Annotated in this window: 21 protein-coding genes and 1 riboswitch; of the genes, 12 read left to right on the forward strand and 9 right to left on the reverse strand. The window is 70.4% G+C overall.

The window, feature by feature from the left end; genetic code table 11:
• Window positions 1-86: 86 nt before the first annotated feature.
• Window positions 87-1,697: a beta-N-acetylhexosaminidase gene (locus tag FB563_RS09755; protein WP_055705361.1), complete on the reverse strand. Its 1,611-nt coding sequence runs from the start codon at window positions 1,695-1,697 to the stop codon at window positions 87-89.
• 205 nt (window positions 1,698-1,902) lie between these two features.
• On the opposite strand from FB563_RS09755, the gene FB563_RS09760 reads away from it, so the two are divergent.
• The 9 genes from FB563_RS09760 (at window position 1,903) to FB563_RS09800 (ending at window position 8,472) form a co-directional block, all read left to right on the forward strand.
• On the forward strand, window positions 1,903-2,475 hold the full coding sequence (locus FB563_RS09760) for a 2-oxo-4-hydroxy-4-carboxy-5-ureidoimidazoline decarboxylase (RefSeq protein ID WP_055705352.1): 573 nt from the start codon (window positions 1,903-1,905) through the stop codon (window positions 2,473-2,475).
• A gap of 192 nt (window positions 2,476-2,667) precedes the next feature.
• Window positions 2,668-3,048 carry a succinate dehydrogenase, cytochrome b556 subunit gene (sdhC, locus tag FB563_RS09765; protein ID WP_079048673.1) on the forward strand — a complete coding sequence of 127 codons (381 nt, stop codon included), beginning with the start codon at window positions 2,668-2,670 and terminating at the stop codon, window positions 3,046-3,048.
• 5 nt (window positions 3,049-3,053) lie between these two features.
• Complete coding sequence (locus FB563_RS09770) at window positions 3,054-3,536, forward strand: succinate dehydrogenase hydrophobic membrane anchor subunit (RefSeq protein ID WP_055705354.1); 483 nt, start codon at window positions 3,054-3,056, stop codon at window positions 3,534-3,536.
• A 19-nt stretch (window positions 3,537-3,555) separates the two neighbouring features.
• The gene (gene sdhA / locus FB563_RS09775) at window positions 3,556-5,310 is read left to right on the forward strand and encodes a succinate dehydrogenase flavoprotein subunit (protein ID WP_055705355.1); all 1,755 of its coding nucleotides are present in this window, start codon (window positions 3,556-3,558) and stop codon (window positions 5,308-5,310) included.
• Window positions 5,310-6,089: a succinate dehydrogenase iron-sulfur subunit gene (locus tag FB563_RS09780; protein WP_055705356.1), complete on the forward strand. Its 780-nt coding sequence runs from the start codon at window positions 5,310-5,312 to the stop codon at window positions 6,087-6,089. The genes sdhA and FB563_RS09780 overlap by 1 nt, the downstream gene beginning before the upstream one ends.
• Window positions 6,090-6,213: 124 nt before the next feature.
• On the forward strand, window positions 6,214-6,624 hold the full coding sequence (locus FB563_RS09785; RefSeq protein WP_055705357.1) for a VOC family protein: 411 nt from the start codon (window positions 6,214-6,216) through the stop codon (window positions 6,622-6,624).
• An 83-nt stretch (window positions 6,625-6,707) separates the two neighbouring features.
• Window positions 6,708-7,115, forward strand: coding sequence for a hypothetical protein (locus tag FB563_RS09790; protein ID WP_055705358.1), 408 nt, complete (start codon window positions 6,708-6,710; stop codon window positions 7,113-7,115).
• Window positions 7,116-7,120: 5 nt separating this feature from the next.
• Window positions 7,121-7,660, forward strand: coding sequence for a thiol-disulfide oxidoreductase DCC family protein (locus FB563_RS09795; protein ID WP_055705362.1), 540 nt, complete (start codon window positions 7,121-7,123; stop codon window positions 7,658-7,660).
• Between the two features lie 32 nt (window positions 7,661-7,692).
• Entirely contained in the window at window positions 7,693-8,472 is a 780-nt protein-coding gene (locus FB563_RS09800) for a TetR/AcrR family transcriptional regulator (protein ID WP_055705359.1), read from the forward strand.
• On the opposite strand, the gene FB563_RS09805 is transcribed toward FB563_RS09800, so the two are convergent.
• The 3 genes from FB563_RS09805 to FB563_RS09815 form a co-directional block, all read right to left on the reverse strand.
• On the reverse strand, window positions 8,473-10,017 hold the full coding sequence (locus FB563_RS09805) for an ABC transporter substrate-binding protein (RefSeq protein ID WP_079048674.1): 1,545 nt from the start codon (window positions 10,015-10,017) through the stop codon (window positions 8,473-8,475).
• Between the two features lie 245 nt (window positions 10,018-10,262).
• The gene (locus FB563_RS09810) at window positions 10,263-11,561 is read right to left on the reverse strand and encodes a metallophosphoesterase (protein WP_142218595.1); all 1,299 of its coding nucleotides are present in this window, start codon (window positions 11,559-11,561) and stop codon (window positions 10,263-10,265) included.
• Between the two features lie 8 nt (window positions 11,562-11,569).
• Window positions 11,570-11,809 carry an SCO4848 family membrane protein gene (locus FB563_RS09815; protein ID WP_142218596.1) on the reverse strand — a complete coding sequence of 80 codons (240 nt, stop codon included), beginning with the start codon at window positions 11,807-11,809 and terminating at the stop codon, window positions 11,570-11,572.
• Window positions 11,810-11,900: 91 nt separating this feature from the next.
• Here FB563_RS09815 and FB563_RS09820 point away from each other — a divergent pair, with 91 nt between their 5' ends.
• The gene (locus FB563_RS09820) at window positions 11,901-13,130 is read left to right on the forward strand and encodes a D-alanyl-D-alanine carboxypeptidase family protein (protein ID WP_341874413.1); all 1,230 of its coding nucleotides are present in this window, start codon (window positions 11,901-11,903) and stop codon (window positions 13,128-13,130) included.
• Here FB563_RS09820 and FB563_RS09825 read toward each other — a convergent pair.
• A complete protein-coding gene (locus tag FB563_RS09825) occupies window positions 13,078-13,992 on the reverse strand; it encodes a YihY/virulence factor BrkB family protein (RefSeq protein ID WP_055705347.1) in 915 nt (304 codons plus the stop codon). The two genes, FB563_RS09820 and FB563_RS09825, sit on opposite strands and share 53 nt — an antisense overlap.
• A 116-nt stretch (window positions 13,993-14,108) precedes the next feature.
• Between FB563_RS09825 and dprE2 the strand changes: the two genes are divergently transcribed.
• Entirely contained in the window at window positions 14,109-14,855 is a 747-nt protein-coding gene (dprE2, locus tag FB563_RS09830; RefSeq protein WP_055705346.1) for a decaprenylphospho-beta-D-erythro-pentofuranosid-2-ulose 2-reductase, read from the forward strand.
• 9 nt (window positions 14,856-14,864) lie between these two features.
• On the opposite strand, the gene FB563_RS09835 is transcribed toward dprE2, so the two are convergent.
• From FB563_RS09835 to FB563_RS09845, 3 genes are all read right to left on the reverse strand, one after another.
• Window positions 14,865-15,446 (reverse strand): 2'-5' RNA ligase family protein, encoded by a 582-nt coding sequence (locus FB563_RS09835; protein ID WP_055705345.1) that lies wholly within the window; start codon window positions 15,444-15,446, stop codon window positions 14,865-14,867.
• 168 nt (window positions 15,447-15,614) lie between these two features.
• Window positions 15,615-16,631, reverse strand: coding sequence for a tryptophan--tRNA ligase (gene trpS, locus FB563_RS09840; protein WP_055705348.1), 1,017 nt, complete (start codon window positions 16,629-16,631; stop codon window positions 15,615-15,617).
• Window positions 16,632-16,800: 169 nt separating this feature from the next.
• The gene (locus tag FB563_RS09845; RefSeq protein ID WP_055705344.1) at window positions 16,801-18,249 is read right to left on the reverse strand and encodes a glycine hydroxymethyltransferase; all 1,449 of its coding nucleotides are present in this window, start codon (window positions 18,247-18,249) and stop codon (window positions 16,801-16,803) included.
• A 32-nt stretch (window positions 18,250-18,281) separates the two neighbouring features.
• Window positions 18,282-18,370, reverse strand: a riboswitch (ZMP/ZTP riboswitch).
• A gap of 93 nt (window positions 18,371-18,463) precedes the next feature.
• On the opposite strand from FB563_RS09845, the gene rocD reads away from it, so the two are divergent.
• Window positions 18,464-19,669 (forward strand): ornithine--oxo-acid transaminase, encoded by a 1,206-nt coding sequence (gene rocD / locus FB563_RS09850; RefSeq protein ID WP_055705343.1) that lies wholly within the window; start codon window positions 18,464-18,466, stop codon window positions 19,667-19,669.
• Here the strand turns inward: rocD and FB563_RS09855 are convergent.
• Window positions 19,666-20,850, reverse strand: coding sequence for a glutathionylspermidine synthase family protein (locus tag FB563_RS09855; RefSeq protein ID WP_055705342.1), 1,185 nt, complete (start codon window positions 20,848-20,850; stop codon window positions 19,666-19,668). The genes rocD and FB563_RS09855 overlap by 4 nt on opposite strands.
• Window positions 20,851-20,859 lie beyond the last annotated feature (9 nt).

Here is a 20,859-nt window from a genome sequence, read left to right on the forward strand (position 1 = left end):
GCCTTCCCCTGGCCGCACACGTGGAGACCGGAACATACGGCCGCACGGCGCCGCGCGTCCACCCGATTGCGATCAGCCCGGTTCCGTCAGCCCAGCCGGTTCGCCAGGTTCCGGAAGCCGGCCCAGGACAACGCGGGCCTGCCCGGGTCCCACAGCTTCTGGACGGTGGCCCGCAGGGGCATCCGGATGCCGGCCGCGACCTGGGCCTCGCTCTGCGCGTTCGGGAAGTCGCACCAGACCGCGAACGAGCCGCCGAGGATCTGGCCGTCGTAGCTCGCCGGTACGGCGGCCGTGCCGCGCACCACCCGCGGGTTCCACTGCTCGTAGATCCGCTGTCCGGTCGGATAGACGAAGGTCTGCGGCTGGCCGAGGACGTAGTAGAGGAACTCGTCGTTGTAGTTGATGACCTTGCGGCCCGCGCTCAGGTAGTCGACCGGCTGCCGGGCGCCGATCTCCTTGCCGGTCCAGTAGGCGACCTGGAGGTCCTTGGCCGCCTGCACGGACGTACCGCGGTAGAAGCCGTCGTTCCAGGCGCGCATGGTCCTGCCGTGGGCGCGGACGGTGGCGGCGCGGTCGTTCAGCCAGCCGGTGGCGAGGTCGGCGACCGTGCCGCCGGAGCCGTACTTCCGCCGGGCGGCCGCCGCGAGCTGCGGATAGGAGGCCTGCGGGTTCTTCACGGTGAGCGCCTGGTACTCGTCGCCGCCGAGGTGCCACTGGTTGCCGGTGAACAGGCCCGCGTACTCGTTCAGCAGATCGTCCACGAGCTTCGCGGAGGCGGGCTTGGAGATGTCGATCGCGCCCTTGGTGGCGACCCCGCTCGCGTTGCGCAGCTTCAGGTCGGGGTGGGCGGCGAGGACGGCGCCCAGATGCCCCGGCGAGTCGATCTCGGGCACGACGGTGATGTGCCGGCTGTTCGCCAGGCCCACGATCCGCCTGACCTGCGCCTTGCTGAGATGGTCCTTGGAGACGATCTCGGGGTGGGTGCTGGACTCGATCCGGAAGGCCTGGTCGTCGGAGAAGTGCAGCCCCAGTTCGTTGAACTTGAGGTCCCCCAGCTCCCGTATCCGGTCCTCTATCCAGGACTCGGAGAACGGTTTGCGCGCGATGTCCAGGCTGAACCCGCGCACCGGCTTGGCCGGCTCGTCCCGTACGACCCCCTCCGGGGCCGTGCCGCCGCCCTTGATCTCCTGCTTGAGGGTGCGGGTGCCGTAGAAGACGCCGGCCTCGCCGGGCCCGCTGATGTCGACCCGTCCCCCGCGGACGGTCATGGTGTACGACTCCTGGTTCCCGCCGCCGCCACCGAGCGCCAGCCGGAGGTCCCCCGCCCGTACGTCGTCCTTCTCCCCCGCGTAGGTCAGGCCCAGCTCCCCGGCTATCAGCCGCCCCTCGTCGGCCAGTTCGCCGTCGCTGATCACCACCCGGTCCGCCTTCCGCGGCTTCCAGCCGGGACCGCGCGCCGGAGTGTGGGAGCGAACCGCGGGTATCGTGCGCGGCGCACGGGACAGCGGATAGGAGCGGCTGGGCGCCGGACTCGCCGAGGGCGTGGCCGCCCCGCTGGGGGAACTGCCGGCCACCCGGCCGGACGACGACTGCCGCGCACCGCCTTCCGGCTTCCCGCCGCCCCCGCCCGCCGAGGCCCACACGCCGACCCCCGTGCCGAGCGCGACGGTCCCGACGACCGCGGCGGCAACCACCATCCGCTTCCGCATCACCTGCTGCGCCGGAGCACGGCGCTTGTGCTGGGTCACCCTGCCAACGTACGACCGTTTGGCACTTCGTTCGTCATCCAGGCGCTTTGAAACTCTGCCGTCCGGGTGAATTTCAGGCACCTCGCGGACACACAGTGACCACTCTCGATAACCTGACGACACACCTTTCACAGCATCCCCTGCCACGCCACATGTGACGCGAGGACCCACGCTGCCCGCCCACCGTCTCCCGTATCTCCCCAACCCCCTCGACGCCTTCAACGCGGCACCCGCCGACGAGGCACGCGCCCTCCTGCTGCACTGCCTGCGCAGCCTGCGCTGGTCCCACCGCGTCGCGGACCACCGCCCCTACCCCGACCTGGACTCCCTCCTGGCCGCGGCGGACGAGGCGGCGTACGACCTGTCGCCGAGCGACATGGCGGAGGCGTTGGCCGGAGAGTCCCTCCCCGAGCTCCCCGAGGACACGTACTCCGCGGCCCACATGGCCCTGAGCGCGGCACAGGCGGCATACGAGGCCAGGTTCGGACACGCGTTCGTCATCTACCTGGGGGACACCCACCCGGACGAATCCCTCGACCGCATCCTCGAAGCGATCCGATCACGATTGACAAACGATCCGGAGGAGGAACGGGTGATAGCGGCGGAGGAACTCCGGCGCCTGGCGAGAGGACGGCTCCTGTCCCTCCTCAGGGGCGCGAGGCTGTATCCCTCAGCGGCTCCGCCGCGGGGCGCGACCAGCCACGACGCACCCGCACACGGCAAATAACAGGACACACCGCCCCAGCAGCCGCCCGGCGCCTAACCCATCCGGTGCCAATTTGATCACACAAGGTAGGCCCCCCGTAAAGCACAGCGCAGCGCATCGCTACGATGCTGGGGGCCGGTGGACCGTACCCGGCCGGGCCCGCCCGACACCGAAGCCGGCGCGGCCCCAATCCCCGCTCCCGGAGGGACTTCCGTGCCGGCTGGAACGCTGTACCGCGGCCGGGAAGGAATGTGGTCCTGGGTGGCTCACCGAGTCACCGGCGTCCTCATTTTCTTCTTCCTGTTCGTTCACGTGCTGGACACCGCTCTCGTGCGTGTCTCCCCCGAGGACTACGACAAGGTCGTAGCCACGTACAAGACGCCGATCGTCGCGCTGCTGGAGTACGGCCTCGTCGCCGCCATCCTCTTCCACGCGCTCAACGGCCTGCGCGTCATCGCCGTCGACTTCTGGTCGAAGGGCCCGCGCTACCAGAAGCAGATGTTCTGGACCGTGATGGGTGTCTGGATCGTGCTGATGGTCGGGGCGATCTACCCGGTCCTCGGTCACGCGTACCGCGTTCTCTTTGGGAGCTGACGCCGATGTCCACCACTGAAACCGCCGCGTCCGGAGTCGGCCCCGTCGAGGGCGCCCCCGTCTACACCGTCGACAACCCGGCCCCGCTGATCGAGGCGCCGCGCAAGCGCACCAAGAAGTCCCCGAAGTCGACCCGGGGCAACTTCGAGCTGGCGGCCTGGCTGTTCATGCGCCTGTCCGGCATCGTGCTGGTCGTCCTGGTCCTCGGCCACCTGCTGATCCAGCTCGTGCTGGACGGCGGTGTCTCCAAGATCGGCTTCGCCTTCGTGGCCGGCCGCTGGGCGTCCCCCTGGTGGCAGGTCTGGGACCTGCTGATGCTGTGGCTCGCGATGCTGCACGGCGCCAACGGCCTGCGCACGGTCATCAACGACTACGCCGAGCGGCCTGCGTCCCGCATGTGGCTGAAGGCCCTGCTGTACACCGCCACGGTGTGGACCATCCTGCTGGGCACGCTGGTGATCTTCACCTTCGACCCGAACATCCGCTAGGCACGGGGCTGCGAGAATCATGAAGATCCACAAGTACGACACCGTCATCGTCGGCGCCGGTGGCGCGGGCATGCGCGCCGCCATCGAGGCGACGAAGCGCAGCCGCACCGCCGTGCTGACCAAGCTCTACCCCACCCGCTCCCACACGGGCGCCGCGCAGGGCGGCATGGCCGCCGCGCTCGCCAACGTGGAGGAGGACAACTGGGAGTGGCACACCTTCGACACGGTCAAGGGCGGTGACTACCTGGTCGACCAGGACGCCGCCGAGATCCTCGCGAAGGAGGCCATCGACGCCGTCCTCGACCTGGAGAAGATGGGCCTGCCGTTCAACCGGACGCCGAACGGCACCATCGACCAGCGCCGATTCGGCGGTCACAGCCGCAACCACGGCGAGGCCCCGGTCCGCCGGTCCTGCTACGCCGCGGACCGCACCGGCCACATGATCCTCCAGACGCTGTACCAGAACTGCGTCAAGGAGGGCGTGGAGTTCTTCAACGAGTTCTACGTCCTGGACCAGCTGATCACCGAGGTCGACGGCGTCAAGAAGTCGGCCGGTGTCGTCGCCTACGAGCTGGCGACCGGTGAGATCCACATCTTCCAGGCGAAGGCCGTCATCTACGCCTCTGGCGGCTGCGGCAAGTTCTTCAAGGTGACCTCCAACGCGCACACCCTCACCGGTGACGGCCAGGCCGCCGTCTACCGCCGGGGTCTGCCGCTGGAGGACATGGAGTTCTTCCAGTTCCACCCGACCGGCATCTGGCGCATGGGCATCCTCCTCACCGAGGGAGCGCGCGGCGAGGGCGGCATCCTGCGCAACAAGGACGGCGAGCGCTTCATGGAGAAGTACGCTCCCGTCATGAAGGACCTGGCGTCCCGTGACGTCGTGTCCCGCTCCATCTACACCGAGATCCGCGAGGGCCGCGGCTGTGGTCCCGAGGGCGACCACGTCTACCTGGACCTCACCCACCTGCCGCCGGAGCAGCTGGACGCCAAGCTGCCGGACATCACCGAGTTCGCGCGCACCTACCTCGGTATCGAGCCGTACACGGACCCGATCCCGATCCAGCCGACCGCGCACTACGCGATGGGCGGCATCCCGACGAACGTCGAGGGTGAGGTCCTGGCGGACAACACCACGGTCGTCCCGGGTCTGTACGCGGCCGGCGAGGTCGCCTGTGTCTCCGTGCACGGCGCCAACCGGCTCGGCACCAACTCGCTGCTGGACATCAACGTGTTCGGCCGCCGCGCGGGCATCGCCGCCGCCGAGTACGCCCACAAGGCGGACTTCGTCGAGCTGCCGGAGAACCCGGAGTCGTTCGTCGTCGAGCAGATCGAGCGGCTGCGCAACTCCACCGGCAACGAGCGGGTGGCCACGCTCCGTCGTGAGCTGCAGGAGACCATGGACGCCAACGTCATGGTGTTCCGCACCGAGCAGACGATCAAGACGGCCGTCGAGAAGATCGCCGAGCTCAGGGAGCGCTACAAGAACGTGGCGGTCCAGGACAAGGGCAAGCGGTTCAACACCGACCTGCTGGAGGCCATCGAGCTGGGCAACCTGCTGGACCTGGCCGAGGTCATGGCCGTCTCGGCGCTGGCCCGCAAGGAGTCCCGCGGCGGTCACTACCGCGAGGACTACCCGAACCGCGACGACGTCAACTTCATGCGCCACACCATGGCGTACCGCGAGGTCGGCGCCGACGGCTCGGAAACCGTCCGTCTCGACTACAAGCCGGTCGTCCAGACCCGCTACCAGCCGATGGAGCGTAAGTACTGATGGCTACCCCCGTTCTGGACAAGGAAGAGGCGGCCGGCAAGCCCGAGCCCGGTTTCGCCGACTCCCCCTACATCACGGTCACCTTCCGGGTCCGCCGGTTCAACCCGGAGGTCGCGGCGGAGGCCGCCTGGGAAGACTTCCAGCTGGAGATCGACCCGAAGGAGCGTGTCCTCGACGGCCTCCACAAGATCAAGTGGGACCTCGACGGCACCCTCACCTTCCGCCGCAGTTGCGCGCACGGCATCTGCGGCTCGGACGCGATGCGGATCAACGGCAAGAACCGCCTTGCCTGCAAGACGCTGATCAAGGACATCAACCCCGAGAAGCCGATCACGATCGAGCCCATCAAGGGCCTGACGGTCCTGAAGGACCTGGTCGTGGACATGGAGCCGTTCTTCCAGGCGTACCGGGACGTCATGCCGTTCCTGGTCACCAAGGACACGAACGAGCCGACGCGTGAGCGGCTGCAGTCGGCCGAGGACCGCGAGCGCTTCGACGACACCACCAAGTGCATCCTGTGCGCCGCGTGCACGTCGTCCTGCCCGGTGTTCTGGAACGACGGCCAGTACTTCGGTCCGGCCGCGATCGTGAACGCCCACCGCTTCATCTTCGACAGCCGTGACGAGGCGGGCGAGCAGCGCCTGGAGATCCTCAACGACCGTGACGGCGTGTGGCGTTGCCGTACGACGTTCAACTGCACGGACGCCTGCCCGCGCGGTATCGAGGTCACCAAGGCGATCCAGGAGGTCAAGCGCGCGCTGATCACGCGTCGCTACTGATCCGTCCGCCGGTCTCGCCGGCGCTGCCGGTCCGGCCCGAGGGCCCTGTCTTCCGATCCTCCGGAAGCAGGGCCCTCGGGCGTTTTTGTCGGGTTTCCTCACCAGGCGGTTCTAATGTGACGACATGTCAGACGAAGAGTCCTACGAGCTGCTCGGTTTCGACAACGTTCTGCTTCCCGTCGGAGACCTCGGCGAGGCCGTCGGGTTCTACAAGCGGGCCGGGTTCAGTGTCGGGTTCCGGTTCGACGAGGGCGGGCTCGCCCTGCTGAAGGTCGGCGCGGAGACGCCCGGGATCCTGCTGTGCGCCGAGGAGCAACTGGGCCACCGGTCGCCGCCCTGGCCCTCGGCGCGGGTCTGGCTGGAGGTGCCGGACGCGCGGACGGCGGCACGGGAGCTGGCCGCGGCCGGGATCCAGCCGCTGGACGAGGCGTTTCAGGGGGCCACCGGGTGGACGGTGGAGATCGCCGATCCCTGGGGCAACATCCTCGGCTTCACGGACTACACCAAGCGCAGGGAACTGGGCCGCAGAAGCTGACCGCTCTTGAGTTGAACACGTTCAAAAAGAGGTCTACAGTCATCCCTGTCAGCGTTTTGAACGCGTTCAACAAGGGGTGGGGTATGGACCGCACGGTCATCGCCTACGTCATCTACCTGGTCGTCAGCATCGCCCTGACCGTCTGGGTGGCCCGCACGCTCAGCCGCAACGGACGGATCTTCCTCGCCGACGTGCTGCGCGGCAACGAGAAGCTCGCGGACGCCGTCAACCATCTCCTGGTCGTCGGCTTCTACCTGGTCAACCTCGGCTTCGTGGCGCTGTATCTGAGCGGGGACGAGACGATCGAGGACACCCGCGGCATCTTCGAGGCCCTGTCGACCAAGCTGGGCGTGGTCCTGCTGGTGCTCGGCGTGATGCACCTGGGCAACGTGTACGTGCTCAACCGGATCCGCCGGCGCGGGGTCATGGAGCGCGAGCAGCTGCCCCCGGTCGGCCCGCAGGAGTGGACCGCCCCGGCGGCCGGGGCGTGACCGCCGTGACCACCACTGGGGACCGGGGCGTCACGGGGGGCGTCCCGGTCCGCGGGCTGACCGTGCTGTACGACGCCGAGTGCGGACTGTGCACCCATGTACGGGACTGGCTCGCCCGGCAGCCGAAGCTGGTGCCGCTGGACCTGGTGCCGGCCGGCTCGGACCGGGCCCGGGCCCGCTTCCCCGGGCTCGACCACGCCGCCACGCTCGACGAGGTCACCGTCGTCGGCGACTCCGGGCAGGTCTACCGGGGTTCGCGCGCCTGGATCGTCGTCCTGTGGGCCCTGCGCGAGCACCGGCCCCTCGCCCGCCGGCTGAGCACCCCGTCCGGCGCCCGGCTCGCCCGCGGCGCGGTGCTGGCTGCGGCGAAGTGGCGGGGTGCGCGGCAGAACAACGGCGCGCGGTGGGGCAACGGCGCGCCGGGCGGCGCATGGAACTGGGGCGGGACGGCCTACCGGCGGGCGGACGGGTGGACATACCGTCCCGACACCGGCTGGAGCTACGAGCCGCCCTCCTGCTCCGGCGGAGCCTGCGCCACCGGTTAGGCCCCTCCGCCGTACTCGTTAGGCTCTTCACCGTGCCCGCGAAGAACGACGGCCCCGAGACGGCCGGCTCCCCCAGCAGCAAGTCCGAGCAGACCCGCGCGCTGATCCTTGAGACCGCGATGCGGTTGTTCCAGGAGCGCGGGTACGACAAGACCACCATGCGGGCCATCGCCAAGGAGGCCGGGGTCTCCGTCGGCAACGCCTACTACTACTTCGAGGGCAAGGAACACCTGATCCAGGGCTTCTACGACCGGATCGCCGCCGAGCACCAGGCGGCGGTCCGCGAGGTCCTGGAGCGGGAGACCGACCTGGAGGCGCGGCTCGCGGGCGTGCTGACCGTCTGGCTCGACATCGCCCGCCCCTACCACGAGTTCGCCGTGCAGTTCTTCAAGAACGCCGCCGACCCCGACAGCCCGCTCAGCCCCTTCTCCCCGGAGAGCGAGCACGCCCGCGAGCAGGCCATCGCCGTCCACCGCGAGGTGCTGGCGGGCTCCAAGTCCAAGGTCGCCCCCGAACTGCGGGAGGTGCTCCCGGAGTTGATGTGGCTCTCCCAGATGGGCCTGGTCCTGTACTGGGTCTTCGACCGGACGGAAGGGCGCGAGCGCAGTTACCGCCTGGCCCGCCGGGGCGCCCGGCTGACCGCACGCGGCGTGGCGCTCGCCCGCTTCCGCGTGTTGCGCCCCCTGGTCCTGGAGGTCCATGAGCTGTTCACGGACTTCCTGCCCGGCATGACGAAGGCACTGCCGGATCCCCGTACCAAGGGGACCGGGGGAACCAGGGGGGCCAAGGGGCGCGGCGAGCCGGCCGGCTGATCAGATCCACTGCAGACGCCACAGACGGAACACGCCCGTGCCGTCGTCCAGGTACTGACTGCCGCCCACGTCCTCGGTGCTGACCACGTACTCCTTGCGCTGCCACAGCGGGATCAGCGGGACGTCCTGGGCTACGTCCGCCTGGATGTCCTTGAAGTCGTTCGCGGCCCGGCTGCGGTCGGCGTACCGCTGGCTGTCCTGGATGAGACTGTCGACCAGCTTGTTGCTGTACCCGGTGCTCATCGTGGAGCCCGTGCCGACGAGCGCGGCGCCGAAGGTGTCCGGGTCGGGATAGTCGGGCACCCAGCCGACCGCCCACGCGTCCATCTTCCCGGCGGCCCAGCGCTTCTGGAAGTCGGTCCACTCGTACCCCTGGACGTCCACCTTGAACAGGCCGCCGGCCTCCAGCTGCCGCTTCAGCGCCGCGGCCTCCTGCTCGCCCACGCCCCGGTTCCTGCCGTAGCCGAACGTGAAGCGCACCGGCAGGCTGACCCCGGCCTGGCTGAGCAGCGCCCGCGCCTTCTGGACGCTCTGCGTCGGGTAGTCGTCGAAGTACGACGTGGTGTGGCCGGTGATGCCGGTCGGGATCAGCGAGTACAGCGGGTCGACCGTGCCCTCGTAGACGGTCGAGGCGAGCTGCTCGCGGTTGACCAGCCAGGCCATCGCGCGCCGCACCCGCACGTCGTGCAGGGGGGAGTCGGCGCGCGTGTTGAGGTACAGGTTGCGGGTCTCGGCGCTGTCGGACTCGGTGACCCGCTGGTTGGGGTCGCTCGGGTTCAGCTGGGAGAGCACGTCCGGCGGCAGCTCCCGGGTGGCGACGTCGACCTGCCCCGCCTTCCAGGCGCTGTCGAGCTTCGCGGAGTCGGCGTAGTACCGCAGCTCGATCGGGCGGCCGGTGCCGGTGAGATAGCCCCGGTAGTGGCCGTTCGGCTCCAGGACGGCCTTGTCGTTGCTGGTGTACGACGTCAGGGTGTACGGGCCGGTGCCGTCGACGTCGGTGCCCTTGCGCAGGGAGTCGGCCGGGTACTTCTCCTTGTCCACGATCGCCCCGGCGCCCGTGGCGACCTTCAGCGGCCAGGTGGCGTCCGGGGACGACAGATGGAACGTGACGGTCGTCGCGCTGTCGGCGGTCACCGAGCCGAGCGTGGAGAACAGCGAGGCCGGGCCGACATCGGAGTTGATCTTCTTGACCCGGTCGAAGGAGTACTTCACGTCCTCGGCCGTCATCGCGCGTCCGCTCGGGAAGGTGATCCCGGAGCGCAGCGTGCACCGGTACGTCCGCAGACCGCCGCCCTCGAAGGCGCAGCTCCGCGCCGCGTCCGGGACCGGCTCGACGCCGCCCGTCTCGAACGTCAGCAGCGACTGGAAGACATTGCTGAACAAGGCCCAGGAACCGGCGTCGTAGGCGCCCGCCGGGTCGAGGTCCGTGACGGCGTCCGTCGTACCGACCGCGATGGTCTTGTTCTGGTTGTCCTGCGACGGCAGCAGCTGCCAGCCGCCGATTCCCGCGATCGCGAGCACGAGCAGTGCCACGAGAACGCGCATGCGAACAGATCGCATGGTGGTGCCCTCCCCAGGCCCTTCAAAGGCCCTACCCCTGGCCAGCACGATTTCGCCACCCCCTAGTGGCGCGGCTCACCTAATCACACGGGTTTCGCCCGGGGGAAGGGCTTTCTGACCAGATGGGGAAAGAACTTACCGAGGCGTTGTTTCCCCCGGGTTTCACAGCGTCTTCACAGGTGTGGGAGCGGTTTCGGCCAGGGGGCGGCGCGGCTCGGGGCTGGTGCGGCTCACGCGCGCGTGGCGGCCAGCTGGACGACCGTCACGTCCGACGGTGCCCCCACACGGGTGGGCGGCCCCCAGGCGCCGGCGCCCCGGCTGACGTACAGCTGGGTGTCGCCGTAGCGGTCGAGACCGGCGACGGTCGGATTGGCGGCGGCCGCGAGGAGGTTGCCGGGCCAGAGCTGGCCGCCGTGGGTGTGCCCGGACAGCTGCAGGTCGACGCCGTACCGGACGGCCTCGTGGATCTGCGCCGGCTGGTGCGCGAGCAGCACGCACGCGCGTGCCGGGTCCCGGTCGCCGAGCGCCTTGCCGAAGTCCGGTCCCTGGCCCTCGCTCTCGCCCGCCAGGTCGTTCACCCCGGCCAGGTCGAAGTACGGCAACTCGGTGCGGGCGTTCTCCAACGGGTGCAGGCCGAAAGACCGCACCTCGGCCACCCACTGCTCGGCGCCGGAGAGGTACTCGTGGTTGCCGGTGACGAAGTAGGCGCCGTGCCGCGCGCTGAGCCGTGCGAGGGGTGCTGCGGCCGGGCCCAGGTTCTTGACGCTGCCGTCCACCAGGTCGCCGACGACCGCGATCAGGTCGGGCCGGGTGGCGTTGACGGTGTCGACGACCCGCTGCGCGAAGTCGCGGCCGAGGATGGGGCCGAGGTGGATGTCGCTGACGACCGCGATGCGGAAACCGTGGGCCGCGCGCGGGAGTTTGGCCAGGGGGACGGCGACGTGTCGCACGCGCGGTCCGCGGAGCACTCCGTAGGTTCCGCAGCCGACGGTCGCTGTGGCTGCGGTTGTGGCTGCGGCGGCTACGACTCTGGATACGAAGAGGCGGCGCGTGGGAGCCGTTGTCGCAGTGGGCGTACCAGGGGGCTCCGCCCCCTGGACCCCCGGCCTTTGCCCACCCGCCACCCGACTCGGTTGGCCGAGAGGTGAAGCGACAAGGTTCTCGCTCGGTTCGCTGAGAGGCGCTGCCGTCTCGTCCTGACGTCTGCTGCGGTGTTCCAAGAAGCGGCGGAGAAGGGGGCGTACGACCTCTCCCGCCAGTACCGCCGGCAGCAGGTACAGGGCGACGGCCATCCACAGGAAGCCGGGCCAGGCGAGGGTGCGCTGGAGCCAGAAGGGGGCGGCGGAGTGCTCGGTGAGCAGGGCCGCGAGCATCAGGAGCGGGCCGGTGACGAAGAGCACCGTGCCGGCGCGGCGGGCCGGGCCGGGGCCTCGCGTGGTGTCGCGGACCAGGCGCCGCCAGACGTACCTGTGCAGGCCCGCCACGACGGCCAGGGCGGCGACGGCGACGAGCGCGAGGACGACGACCATCCCGGAGGCTATGACGCGCGGCGCAGTGCGCGCAGTCCGCGCAACCCGATGCCCCCGATGACCGTCCCCAATACGAAGGAAACGACCGCCAGCAGCAGGTGCACCCAGAAGTAAGCGGTCGGGTGGCCGTGATCGAAGGCGAGCCCGCTGCTGTCCTTGACCAGGTTCTTGACGAAAGTGACCCAGATGACCCAGGACCACACCCCGAAGGCGAGCAGGAACCAGGAGACCGGGCGGCTGAGCTTCATGCGACCAGTATCGCCGTTCGCCGTCCGGTTCCGTGTCGGGGGTGAGGTGGGTCATGGGACTTCGCAGCCGACAAAAGGTACGTTCTCGACCGTGTCCGCACCGAAGACGACCGGCCGGCGATCCCTGCTGGTCACCTCAGCCACCCTGCTGTCGCTGTCCGCCACCGCGCCCGCCGCCCTCGCCGCCCCCGCCCCCTCCGCAGACCCGACGGCCACGCCCCCGGCCCGGATGTCGACCGTGGGCGGTGTTCGGCTGGGCCAGCCGGGCACGCAGGTCAACCTCGCGCCGGGTGTCCCGGTGCTGCCGAAGGACATCACCGCGCGCTCCTGGATCGTCACCGACGCCGAGTCCGGCGAGGTGCTCGCCGCACACAACGCGCACTGGCGGCTGCCCCCGGCGAGCACGCTGAAGATGCTGTTCGCCGACACCCTGCTGCCCCGCTTCCCGAAGGACGAGAAGCACAAGGTGGTGCCGGCCGACCTCGCGGGCATGGGCGTCGGCTCCAGCGTGGTCGGGATAAAGGAGGGGCACACCTACTCCGTCCACGACCTGTGGCTCGGGGTCTTCCTGCGCTCGGGCAACGACGCCGTGCACACGCTGGCCTCGATGAACAACGGCGTCGCGCAGACCGTCAAGGACATGCAGGACCACGCCGACGAACTGCAGGCCCTGGACACGCACGTGGTCTCGCCCGACGGCTACGACGAGCCGGGGCAGGTGTCGTCGGCGTACGACCTGACGCTGATCGCCCGGTCCGGGCTGCAGAAGAAGGACTTCCGCGACTACTGCTCGACCGTCAGCGCCAGGTTCGAGTCGCGCGAGATCCGCAACACCAACCGGCTGCTGAGCGGTGACCCGGACGTGCCCGTCTACCAGGGCATCGCGGGCGTGAAGAACGGCAACACCACCAACGCGGGCGCCACCTTCACCGGGGTCGCCGAGCGGGGCGGCAGGGTGCTGCTCGTCACGGTGATGCATCCGGAGAAGGCCGAGCACAACGAGGTCTACAAGGAGACGGCCAGGCTGTTCGACTGGGGTTTCCAGGCGGCCGGCAAGGTCAATCCGGTGGGCGAGCTGGTGCCGCCGAAGAGCGTCCTGCCGAGCCCGGGGGCAAGCGCGTCCGCCGGGGACTCCGCGAAGGGCGGCGGATCCGGCGCCAGGCCGGTGGCCGGTGCCACCGCCGGCTCCGGCTCCGGCTCCGGCATCGGCACCGCCGCCGCCATCACGGGCGGCGTGCTGGTGCTGCTCGCGGGCGCGGCGTTCCTGGTCAACCGCCGGTGGCCGCTGCCGGACCTGATGCGCCGTCGGCCGCGCCCCTAGGGCCCCGGTCCTCCTTGCTGCGCGTCGCCGTCCAGGAGGCGCAGAACAGCGCGAGTTTGGCGGTGAGGTTGAGCCACAGCAGCAGCGCCACGGGGACGCCGAAGGCACCGTACATGCTCTTCGCGGCGACCCCCTGGATATAGCCGCTGAGCAGCAGTTTCAGCAGTTCGAAGCCGACCGCGCCGAGCAGGGCCGCCACCAGCAGGCGGCGGCGCGGCGGCTCGACGCCGGGCAGCAGGGTCAGGACGTAGAGCAGGACGAGGAAGTCGGCGAGCGCGGCGACGGCGAACGCGGCGATCCGCAGCAGCACACTGCCCCAGCCGTGCTCGGCCAGACCGAGGGTGCGCGACACGAGTCCGACGGCGGCCGAGGCGAGCGTGGACACGGCGAGCGTGACCAGCACGGCCCCGCCTAGGCCGAGGAGGATGCCGGCGTCCTTGGCCTTGGCCACCACCGGATTCTGCTGCTGGTCCGGCAGCTCCCACACCGCGCGCAGGCAGTCCCGCATCTGGCCGACCCAGCTGATGCCGGTCAACAGCAGCAGGGCGCCCGCGATGACGCCGACGGATCCGGCGTTGTCCACGAGCGAGGTCAGGTCCAGGCGGCTGGAGAGGACGCCCGGGAACTGCTCGGCGATCTTGTGCTCGACGGTCTTCTGCCGGGCCGGGCTGAGCGTGGCGGCGCTGACCGCGGCGACCAGGGTCAGCAGCGGGAACAGCGCCACGAAGCTGATGAACGTCATCGCGGCGGCCAGTCGCGTCCACTTCACCCGGTCCAGCCGTTCGTAGCAGTGCCACGCGTGCGTCTCCGTCAGCCGGGCCACGAGCGGCCCGATGCCGGGGAGTCTCTTCAGCCAGTCCATGATCCGTACCTGCCCCCGACCGCGCGCTCGTAAGACATCCCACTAATCACCCATTGTGTGGAGCGGCCGAATGTTCAGTAACTAATCCCTCATATAGGGACGATACGGTCAGCAGCATGCGACGATCCGACGTCACGGAACACGGTCTCCCCCACTCCCTGCTCGTCCTCGGCGGCACGTCCGACATCGCGCTGGCCACCGCGCGCCGGCTGATCGCCCGCCGCACCCGCACGGTATGGCTGGCGGGCCGCCCCTCACCGGCCCTGGAACAGGCTGCCGAGAGCCTGCGCGCACTCGGCGCGGACACCCGTACCGTCGCCTTCGACGCCCTCGACCCCGAGTCCCACGAGACCGCCCTCGGCAAGGTGTTCGCCGAGGGCGACATCGACCTGGTGCTGCTCGCCTTCGGCATCCTCGGCGACCAGGCCCACGACGAGCGGGACCCGGTACGCGCCGTCCAGGTCGCCCGGACCAACTACACCGGAGCCGTCTCCGCCGGCCTGGTCGCCGGCCGCGCCCTGCAGGCCCAGGGGCACGGCTCCCTCGTGGTCCTCTCCGCCGCCGTCGGCGAGCGGGCCCGCCGCACCGACTTCATCTACGGCTCCAGCAAGGCCGGCCTCGACGCCTTCGCCCAGGGCCTCGGCGACGCCCTCCACGGCACGGGCGCCCACGTCATGGTCGTACGGCCCGGGTACCTGCGGGACGCAGGGCCGCTGTCGACGACTCCGGAGGCGGTGGCGACGGCCATCGAACTGGGGCTGCGCAGACGCTCGGAGGTGGTGTGGGTGCCGGGGGCGCTGCGGGTGGTCATGTCGGCGCTGCGGCACACGCCACGGGCTCTGTTCCGAAGGCTGCCCGTTTAGCCTCCGGCCCTACGACACCGCGCTACGGCCCAATCCCCGAACCGCACCGGCCTGCGACGGCACCACGGACCCCCCGAACGTGAACTCCCGCAGCTTGCGCCACACCCCGTCGGCCCCCTGCTCGTACAGCGCGAAACCCGTGCACGGCCACTGCGCGTCGAAGCCGGCCAGCTCCTCGAACGCCCGGTCCATCGCCGCCTCGTCGATGCCGTGCGCGACGGTGACATGAGGGTGGTACGGGAACTGCAGGTCACGCGCCACCGGCCCGGAGGCGTCCCGGACCCGCTGCTGCAACAGGGTGCACTCCTCGGCGCCCTGGACGACGCGGACGTAGACCACCGGGGAGAGCGGACGGAACGTGCCGGTGCCGGACAGCCGCATCGGGAACGGCCGCCCGCTCGCGGCGACCTCGGTGAGGTGCCTCTCGACGGCCGGCAACTCGCTCTCGTCGACCTCGGTCGGCGGCAGCAGCGTGACATGCGTGGGGATGCCGTGAGCCGCGGCGTCGCCGAAGCCCGCGCGCCGCTCCTGGAGCAGGCGGCCGTGAGGCTCCGGGACCGCGATCGACACGCCGATCGTTACGGTCCCCACGTCGTCTCCTGTCGTCGCGTCTGTTGTGTTCTCAGTCGTCCGGGTATCGACTGTACGACCACGGTCGTCCTCGGGGCAGGCGCAGCGGAAGTGATGTGCAGCGCTCTGCCCGACAGGACGTGTGTACGGTCGTGCGCCTCGGCGCCGGTCCGTGCGTCTGCGTGCCCCTCAGTGCTTCGCCGACAGGAAGCCCACCCGGTCGTACGCCTGCGCGAGCGTCTCCGCGGCGACGGCGCGCGCCTTCTCCGCGCCCTTGGCCAGGATCGAGTCGAGGGTCTCGGAGTCGTCCAGGTACTGCTGGGTGCGCTCCCGGAACGGCGTCACGAACTCGACCATGACCTCGGCGAGGTCGGTCTTGAGGGCGCCGTACATCTTGCCCTCGTACTCCCGCTCCAGCTCCGCGACCGACTTGCCGGTGAGGGTGGAGTAGATGGTGAGCAGGTTCGACACGCCCGGCTTGTTCTCCGTGTCGTAGCGGATCACGGTGTCGGTGTCGGTGACGGCGCTCTTGACCTTCTTGGCGGTGGTCTTCGGCTCGTCGAGCAGGTTGATCAGGCCCTTCGGCGTGGACGCCGACTTGCTCATCTTGATCGACGGGTCCTGCAGGTCGTAGATCTTCGCCGTCTCCTTGAGGATGTACGGCGACGGGATCGTGAACGTCTGCCCGAAGCGGCCGTTGAAACGCTCGGCCAGGTCGCGGGTCAGCTCGATGTGCTGGCGCTGGTCCTCGCCCACCGGCACCTCGTTCGCCTGGTAGAGGAGGATGTCGGCGACCTGCAGGATCGGGTACGTGAACAGGCCGACGCTCGCCCGGTCGGCGCCCTGCTTGGCGGACTTGTCCTTGAACTGGGTCATGCGGCTGGCCTCGCCGAAGCCGGTGAGGCAGTTCATGATCCAGGCGAGCTGGGCGTGCTCGGGGACGTGGCTCTGGACGAACAGCGTGCAGCGGTCGGGGTCCAGACCGGCCGCGAGGAGCTGGGCGGCGGCCAGGCGGGTGTTGGCGCGCAGCTCCTTCGGGTCCTGGGGGACCGTGATCGCGTGCAGGTCGACGACCATGTAGAACGCGTCGTGGGACTCCTGCAGGGCCACCCACTGGCGGACGGCGCCGAGGTAGTTGCCGAGGTGGAACGAGCCGGCGGTGGGCTGGATGCCGGAGAGCACGCGGGGTTCGTCAGCAGTGGCCATGTTGCCCATTCTCGCAGAGGCGCAGGGTGTCATCGGCCCGTGAGGTGGGGGGTGGATCGGGTGCGTCGGGGACTGCGGACCGGGGTGGGCCGGTCGCGCCCCGCGGCGGAGCCGCATATCGATGCGGCCCCGCGCCCCTTCCGGGGCCGCTGCCCCTGACCGGGGTTGATCAGCCCAGGTCGATTTCCGGGTAGAGCGGGAACGCCGCCACCAGGTCCGTCGCGCGCTGGGCGATCTCCTGGGAGACCTTCTCGTCCAGGACGTGGGCCGCCTTGGACGGGGCGCCCGACTTGGTGGTGCCCGGCTCGGTGGTGGTGAGGACGCGGTCGATCAGGCCCGCCACCTCGTCCATCTCCGCCGTGCCGAGACCGCGGGTGGTGAGCGCGGGGGTGCCGATGCGGATGCCGGAGGTGTACCAGGCGCCGTTGGGGTCGGCCGGGATGGCGTTGCGGTTGGTGACGATGCCCGAGTCCAGGAGGGCGGCCTCGGCCTGGCGGCCGGTGAGGCCGTAGGAGGTGGCGACGTCGATCAGGTTGAGGTGGTTGTCCGTGCCGCCCGTCACCAGGGTGGCGCCGCGCCGCATAAGGCCCTCGGCCAGCGCCTTCGAGTTGTCGACGATGCGCTGGGCGTAGTCCTGGAAGGCGGGCTGACGGGCCTCGGCGAGGGCGACGGCCTTGGCGGCCATGACGTGCGGGAGCGGGCCGCCGAGGACCATCGGGCAGCCGCGGTCGACCTGGTCCTTCAGGGAGTCGTCGCACAGGACCATGCCGCCGCGCGGGCCGCGCAGGGACTTGTGGGTGGTGGTCGTCACGATCTGGGCGTGCGGGACCGGGTCGAAGTCGCCGGTCAGGACCTTGCCGGCGACCAGGCCCGCGAAGTGGGCCATGTCGACCATGAGGGTCGCGCCGACCTCGTCGGCGATCTCGCGCATGATCCGGAAGTTCACCAGACGGGGGTACGCCGAGTAGCCGGCGACGATGATCAGCGGCTTGAACTCGCGGGCCTGGGCGCGCAGGGCGTCGTAGTCGATGAGGCCGGTGGCCGGGTCGGTGCCGTAGGAGCGCTGGTCGAACATCTTGCCGGAGATGTTCGGGCGGAAGCCGTGGGTGAGGTGGCCGCCGGCGTCCAGGGACATGCCGAGCATGCGCTGGTTGCCGAAGGCCTGGCGCAGCTCGGCCCAGTCGGCCTCGGTCAGGTCGTTGACCTGGCGGGCGCCGGCCTTCTCCAGGAAGGGGGCCTCGACCCGGTCGGCGAGGACGGCCCAGAAGGCGACGAGGTTGGCGTCGATGCCGGAGTGCGGCTGGACGTAGGCGTGGCGGGCGCCGAAGAGCTCCTTGGCGTGCTCGGCGGCCAGGGACTCCACCGTGTCGACGTTGCGGCAGCCGGCGTAGAAGCGGCGGCCGACGGTGCCCTCGGCGTACTTGTCGCTGAACCAGTTGCCCATCGCCAGCAGGGTGGCCGGGGAGGCGTAGTTCTCGGAGGCGATCAGCTTGAGCATCGCGCGCTGGTCGGTCACCTCCTGGCCGATGGCGTCGGCCACGCGCGGTTCCACGGCGCGGATGACGTCGAGGGCGGCGCGGAAGGCGGTGGACTCGGTGGAGAGGTGCTGCTTCGACATGGGGACCTCCGGACGGCGTGCGTACAGCGTTCACGTTCGGCCCAGGCGCACGGCACACATCAGACTCGGGCCGCTCCCCGATGGTCCGTCCCATCCCAGCGCGCCAGTCACGGCCCGCTGATCAGCCTACCGGGCGGAGCACGCGGCCAGGTTCCTCGGTCCACCATGCGAGCGACGGTAGGAAGGAGGTCCCCCCTCGTCACCGGAGGCCGCCGTGACCACTGCGGAAGACCTGATCGCCGCCGCCGACGCGCACAGCGCGCACACCTACCACCCGCTGCCGGTCGTCGTCGCCACCGCCGAGGGGGCCTGGATGACGGACGTGTCGGGCCGCCGCTACCTGGACTTCCTGGCCGGCTACTCGGCGCTGAACTTCGGGCACCGCCACCCGCGGCTGGTGGCGGCGGCGCGGGCCCAGCTGGAGCGGGTGACGCTGACCTCCCGGGCCTTCCACCACGACCGGTTCGCCGCGTTCTGCACCGAGCTGGCGGAGCTGTGCGGGATGGAGTCGGTGCTGCCCATGAACACGGGGGCGGAGGCCGTCGAGAGCGCGGTGAAGACGGCCCGGAAGTGGGGGTACCGGGTGAAGGGGGTGCCCGCGGAGATGGCGAAGATCGTCGTCGCGGGCGGCAACTTCCACGGCCGTACGACGACGATCATCAGCTTCTCCACCGACCCCGATTCCCGGGCGGACTTCGGGCCGTACACGCCGGGGTTCCAGATCGTCCCGTACGGCGATCTGACCGCGATGCGTCAGGCGATGACGGAGAACACCGTGGCGGTGCTGCTGGAGCCGATCCAGGGCGAGAACGGGGTGGTCGTGCCGCCGGAGGGCTATCTGGCCGCCGTCCGTGAGCTGACCCGCGAGCGGAACGTGCTCTTCGTCGCCGACGAGGTCCAGTCGGGTCTCGGCCGCACCGGGCGGACCTTCGCGTGCGAGCACGAGGGGGTGGTCCCGGACATGTACGTGCTGGGCAAGGCGCTGGGCGGCGGGATCGTGCCGGTGTCGGCGGTGGTGTCGAGCGCGGAGGTGCTCGGGGTGTTCCGGCCGGGCGAGCACGGCTCGACGTTCGGCGGGAATCCGCTGGCCTGCGCGGTGGCGCTGGAGGTGATCGCGATGCTGCGCACGGGCGAGTTCCAGGCGCGGGCGGCCGAGCTGGGCGAGCGGTTGCACCGGGACCTGGGCGCGCTGCTCGACACGGGCGCGGTGACGGCGGTGCGCGGGCGCGGGCTGTGGGCGGGCGTGGACATCGCGCCGAAGGCCGGCACGGCGCGGCAGGTCTCCGAGCGGCTGATGGAGCGCGGGGTGCTGGTGAAGGACACCCACCGCGCCACCGTACGCCTCGCTCCGCCGCTGGTGATCGGCGAGGAGGAACTGGAGTGGGGGCTGGAGCAGCTGCGGACCGTCCTGGGGACCTAGAGGATCACATGCGGCAGGAAGCGGGCGTACTCGTCGGTGATCAGGCCCGAGGACTCGCGGATGCCCAGGCCGGCGGCCTCGTCCTGGACGACCCACGCGCCGAGGACGACGTGGTTGCCGTCGAAGGCGGGCAGGGGCGCGAGCTGCTGGTAGCAGCAGGGCTCTTCGCGGAGTACGGGGGGTGCGCCCGGCCGGTGCACGGTGACGCCCTCGCCCTCGCGGCCGAGCAGCGGCTTGGCGACGTAGCCGGGTGCACCGGCCAGCTCGCGGGGGCCGTCGAGGTAGGCGGGGAGGAGGTTGGGGTGGCCGGGGTACAGCTCCCAGAGGACCGCCAGCAGGGCCTTGTTGCTGAGCAGCATCTTCCAGGCGGGTTCGATCCACAGGGTGCTGCCGGTGCCGCCGCCGTTGTCGAGGGTGTCCAGGACGTGCCCGCCGAACGCGTCGGTGGTGAGCCACTCCCAGGGGTAGAGCTTGAAGATGCCGCGGATGAAACGGAGCTGGTTGTCGACGAAGCGGCCGGAGAGGGTGTCCCAGCCGATCTCCTCCATGGACAGCCAGTCGGTGTCGAGGCCGGCCTGTTCCGCGGTCTCCTTCAGATAGGCGACCGTCATCAGGTCCTCGCCGAGTTCGTCGGCCGAGGAATGGGCGAAGTGCAACGGGCTGCCGGGGGGCAGCAGCGCGGCCTGGGTCCGCCAGGCCTCGACGAGGCGTTCGTGCAGGGAGTTCCACTGGTCGGCGCCGGGGAAGCGATCCTCCATCCAGAACCACTGCGGCGAGGCCGCCTCGACCAGCGAGGTCGGGGTGTCGGCGTTGTACTCGAGCAGCTTCGCGGGGCCGGTGCCGTCGTAGCGGAGGTCGAACCGGCCGTAGACGGAAGGGAGTTCGGCGCGGCGCCGCCAGGCCTCGGTGACGGCGGCGGTCACGCGCGGATCGGTGATGCCGAGGTCGGCGAGCCGGTCGCGCGCCACGATGTGCTCGGCGGCCGCGAGGCACATGCGGTGCAGCTCCTCGACGGTCTCCTCCAGCGCCTCGACCTCCGCCAGGGAGAAGACGTAGTAGGCGCTCTCGTCCCAGTAGGGGCGCAGGGAACCGTCGGGGTGGCGGGTGAGGGGGTGGACGAGCCCCTGCGCCTCGACGGTCTGCTGCCAGCCGGGGCGGGGAGTGGTGGTACGGCGTTCCATGGCCCGGTA

The sequence above is a fragment of the Streptomyces puniciscabiei genome, from assembly GCF_006715785.1.
GTDB lineage: Bacteria > Actinomycetota > Actinomycetes > Streptomycetales > Streptomycetaceae > Streptomyces > Streptomyces puniciscabiei.